This is a genomic window from Neobacillus sp. BF23-41, from assembly GCF_041106275.1.
The window spans coordinates 39,437-53,629 of record NZ_JBGBPR010000023.1 but is presented as its reverse complement, the minus strand read 5'-3'; the positions used below and the strand labels follow the sequence as shown (position 1 = coordinate 53,629).

Annotated in this window: 15 protein-coding genes; 12 read left to right on the top strand and 3 right to left on the bottom strand. The window is 38.1% G+C overall.

What is annotated here, in order from left to right:
- The first annotated feature begins 64 nt into the window (after window positions 1-64).
- Both AB7942_RS24305 and AB7942_RS24300 read left to right on the top strand, forming a co-directional pair.
- Window positions 65-721 (top strand): reverse transcriptase-like protein, encoded by a 657-nt coding sequence (locus tag AB7942_RS24305; protein WP_088088723.1) that lies wholly within the window; start codon window positions 65-67, stop codon window positions 719-721.
- A gap of 20 nt (window positions 722-741) precedes the next feature.
- Window positions 742-927, top strand: a complete 186-nt coding sequence (locus AB7942_RS24300; RefSeq protein ID WP_168244852.1) for a zinc-finger domain-containing protein — start codon at window positions 742-744, stop codon at window positions 925-927.
- A 74-nt stretch (window positions 928-1,001) separates the two neighbouring features.
- Here the strand turns inward: AB7942_RS24300 and cspD are convergent, their stop codons facing one another.
- Entirely contained in the window at window positions 1,002-1,202 is a 201-nt protein-coding gene (gene cspD, locus AB7942_RS24295) for a cold-shock protein CspD (RefSeq protein ID WP_026563856.1), read from the bottom strand.
- 274 nt (window positions 1,203-1,476) lie between these two features.
- Here cspD and AB7942_RS24290 point away from each other — a divergent pair, with 274 nt between their 5' ends.
- From AB7942_RS24290 to mntR, 3 genes are all read left to right on the top strand, one after another.
- Window positions 1,477-1,761 carry a hypothetical protein gene (locus AB7942_RS24290; RefSeq protein ID WP_088088721.1) on the top strand — a complete coding sequence of 95 codons (285 nt, stop codon included), beginning with the start codon at window positions 1,477-1,479 and terminating at the stop codon, window positions 1,759-1,761.
- Between the two features lie 360 nt (window positions 1,762-2,121).
- The gene (locus AB7942_RS24285) at window positions 2,122-4,290 is read left to right on the top strand and encodes a DNA topoisomerase III (protein ID WP_369448880.1); all 2,169 of its coding nucleotides are present in this window, start codon (window positions 2,122-2,124) and stop codon (window positions 4,288-4,290) included.
- A 93-nt stretch (window positions 4,291-4,383) separates the two neighbouring features.
- Window positions 4,384-4,806, top strand: coding sequence for a transcriptional regulator MntR (gene mntR, locus AB7942_RS24280; RefSeq protein ID WP_088088719.1), 423 nt, complete (start codon window positions 4,384-4,386; stop codon window positions 4,804-4,806).
- Window positions 4,807-4,840: 34 nt separating this feature from the next.
- On the opposite strand, the gene AB7942_RS24275 is transcribed toward mntR, so the two are convergent.
- Together AB7942_RS24275 and metA are read right to left on the bottom strand one after the other, a co-directional pair.
- The gene (locus AB7942_RS24275) at window positions 4,841-5,053 is read right to left on the bottom strand and encodes a DUF3892 domain-containing protein (RefSeq protein ID WP_088088718.1); all 213 of its coding nucleotides are present in this window, start codon (window positions 5,051-5,053) and stop codon (window positions 4,841-4,843) included.
- A gap of 127 nt (window positions 5,054-5,180) precedes the next feature.
- Window positions 5,181-6,089: a homoserine O-acetyltransferase MetA gene (gene metA, locus AB7942_RS24270; RefSeq protein ID WP_369448879.1), complete on the bottom strand. Its 909-nt coding sequence runs from the start codon at window positions 6,087-6,089 to the stop codon at window positions 5,181-5,183.
- A 240-nt stretch (window positions 6,090-6,329) separates the two neighbouring features.
- On the opposite strand from metA, the gene AB7942_RS24265 reads away from it, so the two are divergent.
- From AB7942_RS24265 to AB7942_RS24235, 7 genes are all read left to right on the top strand, one after another.
- A complete protein-coding gene (locus tag AB7942_RS24265; RefSeq protein WP_369448878.1) occupies window positions 6,330-8,018 on the top strand; it encodes a formate--tetrahydrofolate ligase in 1,689 nt (562 codons plus the stop codon).
- Between the two features lie 99 nt (window positions 8,019-8,117).
- Window positions 8,118-8,636: a hypothetical protein gene (locus AB7942_RS24260; RefSeq protein ID WP_369448877.1), complete on the top strand. Its 519-nt coding sequence runs from the start codon at window positions 8,118-8,120 to the stop codon at window positions 8,634-8,636.
- Between the two features lie 134 nt (window positions 8,637-8,770).
- Window positions 8,771-9,619: a DegV family protein gene (locus AB7942_RS24255; RefSeq protein ID WP_369448876.1), complete on the top strand. Its 849-nt coding sequence runs from the start codon at window positions 8,771-8,773 to the stop codon at window positions 9,617-9,619.
- A 293-nt stretch (window positions 9,620-9,912) separates the two neighbouring features.
- Window positions 9,913-10,560: an HD domain-containing protein gene (locus tag AB7942_RS24250; protein WP_088088713.1), complete on the top strand. Its 648-nt coding sequence runs from the start codon at window positions 9,913-9,915 to the stop codon at window positions 10,558-10,560.
- The gene (locus AB7942_RS24245; protein ID WP_369448875.1) at window positions 10,557-12,446 is read left to right on the top strand and encodes an ABC-F family ATP-binding cassette domain-containing protein; all 1,890 of its coding nucleotides are present in this window, start codon (window positions 10,557-10,559) and stop codon (window positions 12,444-12,446) included. The genes AB7942_RS24250 and AB7942_RS24245 overlap by 4 nt, the downstream gene beginning before the upstream one ends.
- Before the next feature lie 107 nt (window positions 12,447-12,553).
- Complete coding sequence (locus AB7942_RS24240) at window positions 12,554-13,687, top strand: conserved virulence factor C family protein (protein ID WP_369448874.1); 1,134 nt, start codon at window positions 12,554-12,556, stop codon at window positions 13,685-13,687.
- Between the two features lie 63 nt (window positions 13,688-13,750).
- On the top strand, window positions 13,751-14,185 hold the full coding sequence (locus tag AB7942_RS24235; protein ID WP_335711593.1) for a BrxA/BrxB family bacilliredoxin: 435 nt from the start codon (window positions 13,751-13,753) through the stop codon (window positions 14,183-14,185).
- Window positions 14,186-14,193: the final 8 nt, after the last annotated feature.

Sequence of the window (14,193 nt, the reverse complement as noted above, 5' to 3'; positions counted from 1 at the left end):
ATATAGTGGCATGGAATATGTTATTTAAAAAGCCCTTGAATTCTTTTTAGAAAGGTTGAGGACATTGAACTATAGGTTAGAGTGGATGTATAAAATAAAAAGTAATGAAAAGGTACAGTTTTCCTCTGAAATGGTATCAGGTGAAACGGCTATACAAATTGGTGAAGAGCTTGAAATGACTGGGAAAGTATCTGATTTGTTTTTTTATGATGAAAAGGGAACATCATGGATCTTAAAGGAAATGAAAAAGTTGATGACCGAAATTGAAGATGATCCTCATGAAATAACTGTTTACTTTGATGGAGGGTTTCAAAAGGAAACAAATCAAGCAGGTCTTGGGGCTGTAATCTTTTTTAAGCAGGGGAAGAAGAAATACCGTATCCGAGCCAATGAACGGATTGATGAATTGGAAACAAATAATGAAGCAGAGTATGCTGCTTTTTATTATGCACTAAATATTTTAGAGGATTTAGGAGTTCATCATTTATCTTGTGAATTTAAAGGTGACTCCCAAGTGGTTTTAAAACAGCTGGAAGGGGATTGGCCTTGTTATGAAGATACGCTTAATAGCTGGCTTGACAGAATTGAGGAAAAAATTAAAACGCTTGGTTTAGTCCCTAAATATACGTCCATTGCTAGAAAAGATAACAAAGAAGCAGATAAATTGGCGACACAAGCATTAGAGGGAAAAGAAATTTTTGCAAAAACATTGATTCTTTAGGAAATGGGTGTGAAACTCTTGTGAAGGACTTAAACAAAAGGCAATTATTGGTTCATGTAGAATCCTTAATGGTTCAATACTGTGAAGGCTGCTTTTTACACCAGCATTTGAAAAAAGAAGGTGGGCGGAGAGCAGCACACCGGTTTTGCATTTCAAAGTGTACAGTGGGAGAACAACTTCAGGAGTATGGGAAGAAACTGAGTTGAAAATTCACCTAAGTCCTGTTAGCGCCCATAAAAAAGGCTGACGAAAACGTCAGCCCTTGATTGATTATTTTAGATTATAGTTTTACAACGTTAGCTGCTTGTGGTCCACGGTTTCCTTCAACGATTTCAAAAGAAACTTCTTGGCCTTCTTCTAAAGATTTGAAGCCTTCGCCAGTGATAGCGCTGAAGTGTACGAATACATCGTCGCCGCCTTCTACTTCAATAAAACCAAAACCTTTTTCATTGTTAAACCATTTTACTTTACCGTTTTGCATGTACTTCTTCCTCCTAAGCCTTTCAAGCCACCCTTATTGGTGCCAAAGATAAATATTATCATGCAGCCACTTGCTATGCATATATAGTTACATGATGCTTTAAATATACAATATTGAAAATTTACAGTCAAGGAATGACTTGTCTCTTATATTGAAATTATGGTAGTTTCTATGAAAATATTTAAGTGTCTGATTTTGTCCGTACCCCTAACATGAAAAATACCTTTGCATCATATCTTAAATTAATCAATTTATTTACAGAGGCGGGGATAGGATGTACCGATTTTCCATTGAAGGTGATGAATGGATATTAAGATTTTCACCCCAAGTTTATATTGATTCTGATGAAAAGCAGACCATTTTATTTGCACTGCTCCATATGGGATTAGACCTAGATAATTATTCACATGGAAATGCCTTTATCATTTTTACAAAGAAAATTGGTGCGATTGTGTTCAATGTGGAGAGAATTCCATCCTTAATTTTAACAGTTTCGAATATTATCCCCGAGGGTAATTGGTATAGTCAGGATCTTCCTTCAATAAAGCCGTTGAGTTAACAATAGCAAGCATTATGGGTGATCATTTGATCACTCTTTTTTATTATTTAGTCTATTTGTCAAATAACAGAAAAAATACTAAGGAGATCTCGTGACGTAGTCTGCTATTTTAATAGTAAGAACTTTGAGAGTAATTCTAAAAATAATTATTATCATTATTACCACTGTACTTAGAAATTGAATGAATCTACAATTACTGAAAAGTAAAGAATGATACAGTCGATTATATAGTCTCGATAGACCACTATCATAAAATTGTAGAGGAAATTAGTGGATATGGTGATTATTTAGTCTTTACGTACACGGGATTTAATGGGTAAAATGGATTTCGGGATGCTTTGTAAAAAGGGAGCAATCATAATGAAATTAATTATTGCCGAAAAGCCGGATCAAGGGTCAACCTTAGCATCAATCTTTAAACATAAAAAACAAAATGGTTTTATCGAAATTTATCCAAATGATATTTTTCCTAAGGGAGCCTATGTGACTTGGGCAATTGGTCATGTATGCCAATTAGTCTCGCCCGAAAAATATCAGCAAGGCTGGAAAAAATGGTCGTTAGATAATTTACCAATTATCCCTGAACAGTTTGAATACGAAGTAACGAAAGATAAGGCAAAACAATTTGCGGTCATCAAAAAGTTAGTGTCTGATTCTAATGTGACTGAAATTATTCATGCAGGTGATGCGGGGCGCGAAGGTGAACTGATTATCCGCAATATCCTCAGGTTAACAAAATGTCACAAACCCATGAAAAGGCTGTGGATCTCGTCGTTAACAGCTAATAGCATTAGAGAGGGTTTTAAAAAGCTGTTGGACGAGCAAGAAACACGTAGTTTATTTTTTGAAGCATACACAAGGGCTTGTGCTGACTGGGTGGTTGGTATGAATGCTTCACGTTTGTATAGCTTACTTTTACAAAAACAAGGATTTTCTGATGTCTTTTCAGTTGGTAGAGTACAAACACCAACCTTAGCACTTATTGTTAAAAGAGAAATAGAAATAGAGAACTTTAACTCGGAACCCTTTTGGGAGGTTCTCGCACATTTTTTAATGAATGGAAAAAAATATACTGGAAAATGGCAGAACGATGGGGAAACCCGAGTGAATACAAAAGAGTTAGCCGAAAAAGTTGCTGCTTTTTGCAAGGATAAACCTGCCGAAGTAAGCGAGGTTCTATCAGAAAGGAAAGAGTTCTTTCCTCCACTCTTGTATAATCTTTCCGCCCTCCAAGCCGAGGCAAATAAACGCTTTAAATTCTCACCGAAGAAAACTCTCGATGTTATGCAAAAGCTCTATCAAAAGGGAAATGTCTCGTACCCTCGTTCAGATTCACGGTACGTTACAAAAGAAGAAGCGAATACTTTCCCGGAAGTCTTAAACAAATTAAGTCATATTAAAGATTACGAAAGTTTCTTCCCGTTACCATTTGCTTCGATTTCAGAAAACAAACGCTATGTGAATGAAAAGAAGGTCACAGACCACTATGCGATTATTCCGACGGAACAAATCCCAAATGTGGAGCGGCTCACCCCAGATGAGAAAAAAATCTACGATTTAGTTGTAACAAGTTTGATCGCCGCACACTACAATAAGGCCATAGCTGAATATACTACTGTGACAACATTGGTGGATGGAAGGGCAACGTTTATCTCGAAAGGGAAGGTTCAAATTGAAGAAGGCTGGCGTAAAGTACTGAATCCAAAAGATAACGAAGATGAACCTGCACTACCAATGCTAGCAGAAGGTGAGCAGGGTCGGTCGGATAAAGTGGAAGTTAAAGAAAGCAAAACTCAGCCGCCAAAACGCTATACTGAAGGTCAATTGATTACGTTAATGAAAACGGCTGGTAAGCATATAGATGATAAAGAACTCGAAAAAATTCTGACAAAGACCGAGGGCCTTGGAACAGAAGCAACCAGAGCAGGCATCATTACAATGCTAAAGGACCGTCTATATATTGAGGTTACTAAGAATTTAGTTTATGCTACAGCCAAAGCCAAAATCCTCATTGAGGCCATTGGGAAAGAAATTTTAGCTTCACCTGAAATGACCGCAAAGTGGGAGCAGAAACTAAAGGAAATATCTGAGGGGTCTGCTGCACCAAAGCAATTTATGGAGCAAACAAAGAAGATGGTCATTCATTTAATTTCGTCAAGTATTGGTCAAGCTACTAACTGGTCTTTCTCGGAGGAGATTCGCGAAAATTTTGCACCTGGGAAGCAAAAAGGGAGGAAGCAGGCTTTTACCAAGCTGGGTCCTTGTAAAAAATGTGATGGTTCAGTCGTAGATAAGGGCAGCTTTTACGGTTGTTCAAATTACCAAAAAAATCAATGCGATTTCACTATTTCAAAGAAAATATTAGGTAAAAATATTACCCAGAAGAACCTAAAGCTGCTTTTATCAGAAGGAAAAACCGAGCTGATTGAAGGTTTTACCAATAAAGAAAAAACCTTTAATGCCAGGCTTTTTATAGACCAAACTGAAAAAAAGGTAAAATTTTTATTCGAAGAAACGGCAGCAAAATAAAGAAATGTTATTTTATATAAGTGATAAAGTGCCTTGTCACTATTTTTTTTATATAGTAAACTTTTAGTTGAGTAATTTTTTGGAGGGTATGGGATGCCAACACCAAGTATGGAAGATTATATTGAACAAATATATATATTGATTGAAGAAAAAGGATACGCTCGAGTCTCAGATATTGCTGAAGCGCTGTCAGTACATCCCTCCTCAGTAACGAAAATGGTGCAAAAACTTGATAAAGATGAATATTTAGTCTACGAAAAATATAGAGGACTTGTGTTAACAGCCAAGGGGAAAAAGATTGGCAAGCGCCTGGTCTTCAGACATGATTTACTAGAACAGTTCCTCAAAATCATCGGTGTGAAAAATGAAAATATATATAACGATGTCGAAGGGATTGAACACCATTTAAGCTGGGATTCAATTGATCGAATTGGTGACCTGGTTCAGTTTTTTGAAGAAGACCAAAAGCGTATAGAGGCATTAAATGAAATACAAAAACAGAATGAAAGTGAATAATAAAGAAGCACCTAGCAGCAATTGCTAGGTGCTTTTAATATAAATCTGGGTATTGATCAAAAGATTGGTCGCTCTCTGGGATTAAAGACATTCTACCATGCTCTTCCTCAATAGCCTGAACCCCTTGAATTAAACCATTTTCTGCCTCTAGTATTGCCTTTCGATAAGAAATGATTCGTCCCTCAGAAGTGACAAAGTTGATAATTTCTCCAAAGGAATTACGGTGAAGTGCCACAATTGATTCCATGAAAATTCTCCTATTTAGATTATTATTAAAAGCAATACCTTGCTTTTTCCTATATTCTTTCTATTTTTACAAATAATAAACAAACAATTATAATAAAAAAACATCGGAATTTACCCGATGCTTAGTGTTAACCCCAAAAAAAAGGGGTCTCCTGGTATACATAATAATTAAGCCAGTTTGAAAAAAATAAATGACCATGAGAACGCCAGCGATTAATTGGCGGCTGGGTTGGATCATTGTTTGGAAAATAGTTCTCCGGTATATGGATTTCAAGGCCTTTATTCAAGTCTCTTTCATACTCTTGGGCCAGCGAATCTGATTCATATTCCAAATGTCCGGTAATCATGACATGCTTTCTATCCCGAGAGGCAATTAATAAGGCACCTGCATCTTCAGAGGCGGCTAATAATGTTAATTCTGGATTCTTGTTAATTGCTTCAATCGATACATCAGTATAGCGAGAATGGGGAGCATAAAACTGGTCGTCAAACCCTCGCAGCAAAGTGTCATTAGGTTCGAAAATCCGGTGAGGATAAATACCTGAGCATTTTCGCTGTAACTCAAATTTACCAATCCGATAATGGTAGTTAAGAGCAGCCTGCGCACCCCAGCAAATATGTAACGTCGAAGTGACATTTTGATTGGCCCAGTCCATAATCTCGGTTAATTCCGACCAATATTTAACTTGATCAAATTCTAATAGCTCTACTGGGGCACCAGTAATAATCATCCCATCAAATTTTATGTTTTTCACTTGGGAAAAGGTGGTGTAAAACTGTTCGAGATGCTGTTTACTCGTATGGGTGGATTCATAGGAGTTGGTTTTTAGAAAATTGACATTTACTTGTAAAGGCGAGTTTCCTAATAATCTTAAAAGCTGTGTTTCTGCTTTTTCTTTTTCAGGCATTAAATTCAGAATAAGGATATTTAATGGTCTGATGTCCTGAGCAATAGCACGTTCATTATCCATAATGAAAATATTTTCGTGTTCGAGAATTTCCCTCGCTGGAAGGAGTTTTGGAATGTTAATTGGCAAGTGATCAGCCCCTTTTTCAGGTTAATTAGGAGTATTTCTAAATACTCCATCCATTGATATAACTACCTACGATAAGGAGTCAATGAATATTTTAAATATTTGATATTTATATTATAAACATTATTGTAAATTCAGAAAAGTATTAATTAATTTGTCATAATTAATTATCGGATTGAAAGCGCTTATTTGATACAATGAAACCGTAAGTCCAATTCTAAATGCTGAATGCGGGGGATAAAGGTGGTATTGAAAACTGAAGTGAAATCAGACATTGATATTGCACAAGAATCAAAGATGAAGCCAATTGTTGAAATCGCCGAAAAAATTGGTTTAGAAGAGGATGATCTAGAACTTTTTGGTAAATACAAAGCTAAAATCTCAAATGAAGCTCTTGCTAAACTCAAAACGAAGGATAGCGGAAAAATTATCCTTGTCACTTCCATTAATCCAACACCAGCAGGCGAAGGTAAATCGACTGTGACAGTTGGACTGGCAGATGCTTTTAATCGGTTAGGTAAAAAAACGATGATCGCAATCAGAGAGCCTTCATTAGGCCCAACTATGGGTATTAAGGGTGGGGCGACTGGCGGTGGATACTCGCAAGTCCTGCCAATGGAAGACATCAACTTACATTTTACTGGAGATTTGCATGCGATTACGACTGCAAATAATGCCCTCGCAGCGTTAATCGATAATCATCTCCAACAAGGAAATGAACTTAACATAGATCAACGGAGAATAGTCTGGAAACGATCCCTTGATTTAAATGACCGTGCATTAAGAAAAGTTATTATCGGTCTTGGTGGGCCCCTTCAAGGTGTTCCAAGGGAAGATGGCTTTGACATTACGGTCGCTTCGGAAATTATGGCGGTTTTATGTTTAGCAACAGATCTAAAGGATTTAAAATTACGATTATCACGGATGGTTGTTGCCTATAATTATCATAAGGAGCCGGTAACGGTCGGTGACTTAGGTGTAGAAGGCGCATTAACGTTATTGTTAAAAGATGCGGTCAAACCAAATCTTGTTCAGACGATTGAACATACGCCAGCTCTTATTCACGGCGGTCCGTTTGCAAATATTGCCCATGGGTGTAATAGCGTCATAGCAACTAAAGCTGCGGCTCAGTTAGCGGATTATGTTATCACTGAAGCTGGCTTTGGAGCAGATTTAGGTGCAGAAAAGTTTTTACATATTAAATCAAGAAGTGCGAGGATCCAACCAGAAGCAGTTGTTATTGTTGCGACTATTCGTGCCTTAAAAATGCATGGGGGAGTAGCAAAAAGTGAGTTAGCAAAAGAGAATATTCCTTCACTAACACTTGGTTTTGCAAATCTAAAAAAACACATCGAGACAATCAATAGCTTTGGATTACCAGTAGTTGTTGCAGTTAACAAATTCATCACTGATACAGAACTTGAAGTAACAACATTACTTGGATGGTGTGAAAGAGAGAATGTTCCTGTTGCCTTAACAGAAGTGTGGGAAAAAGGCGGAGCAGGAGGCATCGAGCTAGCTGAAACACTATTGGCTGTCATTGACAAGAATGAAAACAATTTTAAGCCTTTATACGACCTATCTGATCCGATTGAACAGAAAGTTAGAACTATTGTCCAAAAGGTTTATGGTGGAAAAGATGTAGAATTTTCTTCAAAGGCTAAAAAACAATTGATTGATTTTGAAAAATTCGGCTGGTCTAATTTAGCTGTTTGTATGGCGAAATCTCAATATTCCTTGTCTGATGATCCTGAAAAGTTAGGTAGACCGACGGATTTCAGCGTGACGGTCAGGGAGTTTAAACCTTCGATTGGAGCTGGATTTATCGTCGCGTTAACTGGAGATGTTATGACCATGCCAGGCCTCCCGAAAAAACCTGCTGCCTTAAATATGGATGTGGATGAAAACGGGAATGCAGTTGGGCTTTTCTAATTCAAAAAAGAAAGTAATAAAATTTGAACTTAGATAACTGTCTAGCGCAAGCGGCCGAGCGGGTGCTTGCGCATTTCTTAAGAGGAGAGTAGATGGGATATGTTTGATCCGACAGCCTTTGATAACATGAAAGTGGTGATTGAAGGTGCTCTTTATGATTTAGATATTATCGGTGAGATTGTTATTACAGACCGAAACGATCTAATCAACATGGCTAAGATGTCTCGGAAATTTGATGTATCTTTCCGTTTACCTAAAAGCAGTGTAATAGCGAATATTGAAATGGCATCAAACCTGGTTAATCTAGCAGCAGAGCTTTTACCGGCCTTACAATCAGAACAGAAGGCAGGGTGTCATTTAAGGCTCCAATTTTTAATTGAACATAATGACATGGAAATAGACTTTCAAGCGGTTGAAAACATCCTACTAAACGTATGGGGGGCCACGAGAAAGATTACTCAAATTGTTCAGTATCAACCACTTGAAATCGCACGAAAGCATAATCATGTGATTAATGTTGATTTTGATCGATTGATTCGGGAAGACCAAGTGGATGATTTGGTTGAAATGACTGAGTTTATCATGACAACTCTTAAGCAACTGAACAGGAAATTTTAGCAATATGAAGCGAAACCAGCTTTTCATCCAAAGCTGGTTTTAATTAGGCTTTTAAAATATTTACAATATTCAAATTTTTATGTACGATTAATTTACATATCTGTTCATTTTTTTATAAAAAAGGGGAGATGACGTTGGTCAAAACGGCTTGGGTCACAGATAGTACAGCCTATTTAGACGAAGAATTAAAAAATCATCCAGATTTATATACCATTCCATTAACGATTTTACTTGATGGTGAGGAATTTTCTGATGGGATTGACTTAACCCCTGCTCAATTATTCGAAAGATTAAAGGAACTTAAATATCCACCTAAAACATCACAACCTTCTATTGGAGCTTTTCAAGCATTATACGAACAACTGTCTAAGGATTACGACCAAGTTGTCGCCGTTCTTTTATCAGGAAAATTAAGTGGCACGGTATCCTCGAGTGAGCAAGCTGCAATGCTTGTTGAGATTCCAGTAACCACCATTGATTCCAAAATCCTAACCTATCCAATGACGGCTTTACTTAAAGAAGGAATAAGGCTTCTTGAAGCAGGCGCTAGTCTTGAATCAGTAATCAGTCAACTCGAAAGAATTAAGAAAACCAACGAGACTTATGTTCTTGTTGGCAGTTTAGAACAGCTCCACCGAAGCGGCAGAATGTCAGGCTTGAAATTCTTTCTCGGCAGCATGCTTAACGTTAAACCAATTATTTCGATCGAAGATGGTGCGCTGAGTGTGAAAGAAAAAGCAAGAAGTGAGAAAAAGGCAAAGGAAAAAATATTGGATTACTTAAGGTCATCCTACGAGCAGCATCATTTTAAAGAGGTATATATTTTATATGGTTTGCACGAGAGTCACGCAGCTAATTGGATGGATGAATTAAGAAAGGAATTTCCTCAACTAGAAATCAACTGTTGTCCATTAGGCGCGGTAATCGGAGTGCATGCAGGTGAAAATACCCTTGGCATCAGTTGGCATAATGAGTTGAAATAACTTACTTCCAAACTGAGCATACTAAAATTGTATTAAATCTTAGATGAGAGGGAGATGCGCTATTAGTAAGCAAGGGAGACAAAATCCGAACCAAACGAGAGAACAAATTGAAAAGCAAGACAAACGAAATGATATTGAACTCGGAAGCGAGTTTCAAATTGGTAATAGCAAGTCGCAAAGTCAGAAAAAAAGCGGACGCCAAGCTAACAAAAAATAATCCCGAACATTCGGGGTTATTTTTTGTTTGTTTTTCATGTTAAAATAGCAAGGATAAAGGTAGGTGCTTTCAAGCAATGAAGAATCCGATAATTGTGCTAACAGAAGAATTTGTCCGTAATGAATTGGCTGAAGATGCGACAGGCCATGATTGGTTCCATGTCGACCGCGTTCGACGGAATGCCTTACATATTTGCAGGGAAGAAAAGATAGGAGAGGTGTTCATTATTGAAATGGCTGCATTACTCCATGACATCCCTGATGAAAAGTTGAATGAAAGTATCGAAAAAGGTGAAGAAAAACTGGAAACCTTTTTGCAAACCATTCCGCTAACAGATAATGAAAAAAAACATATAAAACAAATTATCGCAACGATTTCCTATAAAGGCGGCATAAATAGTGAGCTCTCAACGATTGAAGCCAAAATCGTCCAGGATGCAGACCGATTAGATGCGATTGGAGCCATCGGGATTGCGAGGGCGTTTGCCTATGGCGGTAAAAAAGGACAACCAATTTATAACCCCGGCATTAAAGTTCGAAACGAAATGAGCTTAGAAGAGTATCGAAAAGGTAAATCAACAAGTATTCACCACTTTTATGAAAAGTTGCTTAAATTAAAAGATTTACTAAATACAGAGTCTGCCCGAGAAATGGCAGAAAGCCGTCAACAAATGATGGAAACATTTTTAGAACAATTTTACCAAGAATGGGATGGACAAGAATGAAAATGCTCACAGGAGAAAATGTTTCGAAAACGTATGGGGAAAAACAGCTCTTTAACAATATCTCTTTCACAATTAAAGAAAAAGAGCGTGTGGGATTAATCGGGATCAACGGGACCGGTAAATCATCATTATTAAAAATTATTGCAGGACTGGATACTCCTGACGAAGGAAAAATTATCACAAGTAAAGACTATTCCATTACATTTTTAGACCAACAGCCGGAGTTAGACGGTGACAAAACGGTCCTTGAACAAGTCTTCCATGGCGATGCTCCCATCCTAAAACTAATGCGTGCTTATGAAAAAACTTTATTAGAACTGAATCTTTCTCCAAATGACACAAAAGTCCAAGAAGACCTTTTTGAATTACAAAAGCAAATGGATGCTTTAAATGCCTGGGATGCCAGTACCAATGCAAAGTCGATTTTAATGAAATTAGGGATTGAGGAATTTACAAAAAGAATCAGTGAACTTTCGGGCGGACAGAAAAAGCGCGTCGCATTAGCTCAAGTATTAATTGCCGAGCCGGATTTACTTATTTTAGACGAACCTACGAACCATCTCGATTTTGATTCGGTAAAATGGTTAGAGGATTATTTAAGTAGATACAATGGCTCGATCTTGCTTGTCACCCATGATCGCTACTTTTTAGATCGGGTTGCGAATCGGATGTTTGAGCTCGATAGTGGTCAATTATACAGTTATAAAGGGAACTATGCCGCCTTTTTAGAAGCAAAAGCGATTCGTGAAGAAAATGAGGCAGCTACCTATGAAAAAAGTAAGAATCTGTTCCGCAGGGAGCTCGAATGGATTAGGCGTGGTGCAAAAGCCAGGTCTACAAAACAAAAGGCGAGGATTCAACGATTTAATGAGCTCGATGAAAAGGTTTCGAGTGGGAAGTCATCTTCTGAAAAGATGGATATCTCGTTAAATGGCAGTCGGCTTGGCAAGCAGGTATTTGAACTGAAGGATGCTTCCAAGCGATACGGATCAAAAACGATTTTATATCATTTTGATTTACTTGTGAAGCCGGGGGATCGGATAGGTATTATCGGGAAAAACGGAACCGGGAAATCAACCTTATTAAATATCCTCGCAAAACATATCCCCCTTGATGAGGGTGAGTTTATCATGGGGCAAACGGTAAAAATCGCTTATTATACACAGGAAAGTGAAGATATGGATGAAAATAAGCGGATGATTGAATACATTAAAGAGACGGCCGAGATTGTCGAAACATCGGACGGGAAAACGATCTCTGCTGCTCAAATGCTTGAACGCTTTCTATTTCCTCCATTTTCGCACGGTACCCCGATTCGAAAACTATCGGGCGGGGAAAAACGACGTTTATATTTGTTGAAAATATTGATGACTGCACCAAATGTGTTATTGTTGGACGAACCAACCAATGATCTCGATACCCAGACTCTGACGGTTCTTGAAGATTATTTGGAAGATTTCCCGGGAGTGGTAATCACAGTTTCTCATGACCGCTATTTCTTAGATAAGGTGGCTGAACAGCTTCTCGTCCTACAAGGGGAAGGTACAATAGATTCATTCTTTGGGAATTATACAGAGTATCTTGAGAAGGAATCAGCGCTTGAAACACAAAAAACAGTCGCTGTTTCGGCCAAGCCATCTAAACCGGTTGAGAAAGAAAAAAAGAAAAAAATGACCTATTTAGAGAAAAAAGAATGGGAATCAATCGATGAAGACATTGCGAAAACAGAGACCCGTATTGAAGAAATAGGTGTTGAAATGGCGAAAACAGGCAGTGATTTTACGAAAGCACAGGATTTGATGAAGCAGGAAACCGAATTAAACGAAAAGCTTGAGTACTTAATCGAACGCTGGTCATATCTGGCAGAGCTGGCTGAAAAGGAATAAGAGTGCGTCCATGGACGTACTCTATTTTTCTTCAAGCATATCCAGTGATTGAAACTTATCCAATATGATAAACTTGAAAAAGAAATCATAAGAATTAGGTGATCTTGTTGAAAATTAAGGCGATTGAACCAACGCCAAGTCCGAATACAATGAAAATTAATTTAGATGAAGAACTTCCTATGGGGAAAAGCCATAATTATAAAAAAGAAACAGCAACAGATGCGCCAGCCGTTATCCAATCCATCCTTCAAATCGAAGGCATCAAAGGCGTGTACCATGTCGCAGACTTTCTTGCTGTCGAGCGGAATGCAAGATATGATTGGAAGGAATTATTACCTCAAGTTCGCCAGGCATTTGGAGAAAAAGCGAATGAAACTGCAAACACAGCAAAAATAGATGAACATTTTGGGGAAATTAAGGTTGAAATCCAAATGTTTAAGGATATTCCACTCCAAGTAAAGCTAACCGATGGCGCAACTGAAAGACGGTTTGGATTGCCGGAACACTTTTTAAAAGCAAGAGAAAGGGCACAGCTTCCTGAAGAGAACTATATCTTCTTGCGAAAGTGGCAAAATCAGGGAGTCCGCTATGGAGATTTTGACCAAATTGGCAAGGAGGTAGTCGATGAACTCATTGCCGCGTATCCACTGGAACGATTAGAAGAATTAGTTACAAATGCTCAATCAGCAGAATCTACTTCAGGACCAAAAATTAATCTGTCTCGCAAAAAGGTAACATTGGAGGATTTACTGAATCCCGATTGGCAGATTCGCTATCAACGCCTCGAGCAAATGGATGATCCGGTACTAGAGGATTTACCTGTGCTTGAAAAAGCATTATCTGATGAAAAGTCTTCGATTCGAAGGCTTGCAACAGTGTATCTCGGGATGATCAAAGAGAAAGAGGTACTTCCGCTTTTATACCAGGCACTGAAAGATAAAACTGTGACCGTTCGAAGAACCGCGGGAGATTGTCTATCAGATTTAGGGTTTCCAGAAGCAGCCGACGAGATGATGGAAGCATTGCAGGATAAGAGCAAGTTAGTTCGCTGGCGTGCAGCTATGTTTTTATATGAAGCAGGCGATGAAAAGGCCCTTCCAGCGTTAAAAGCTGCCGAAAATGATTCGGAATTTGAAGTCAGTTTGCAAATAAAAATGGCGATTGAAAGAATTGAAGGCGGTGAAGCAGCTAAAGGTTCTGTTTGGAAGCAAATGACCGAAGCAAGGAAAGTGACTGAATAAAATTGCAAAGAGCTAATAGATTAGGTATTCTAAAATGGATGAACCGAAACGGAGTGATTTAAAATGTCAAATGCTTATGATGAATATATGAAACAAATGGTTTTACCGATGCGCGAAGAATTAACAAGAGCTGGCTTCGAAGAGCTACCTACTGCATTAGATGTAGAACAATTTTTGGAAAATGTCAGCGGAACCACGCTTGTTGTCGTAAATTCTGTGTGCGGATGTGCTGCTGGATTGGCTCGTCCTGCTGCAACGCAAGCGGTGCTAAATAGCGAAAAAAAGCCAAACCACCTAGTAACAGTTTTTGCTGGACAGGATAAAGAAGCCACTGCGAAAATGCGTGAGTATTTCGAAGGAATTGAACCATCATCTCCATCAATGGCATTATTAAAAGATAAAAAAGTCGTTCATTTCATTCCTAGACACGATATTGAAGGAATGCCGATGGAAACAGTTATGCATAATTTACTTGGGGCATTTGAAGCCCACTGCTAATTAGGATG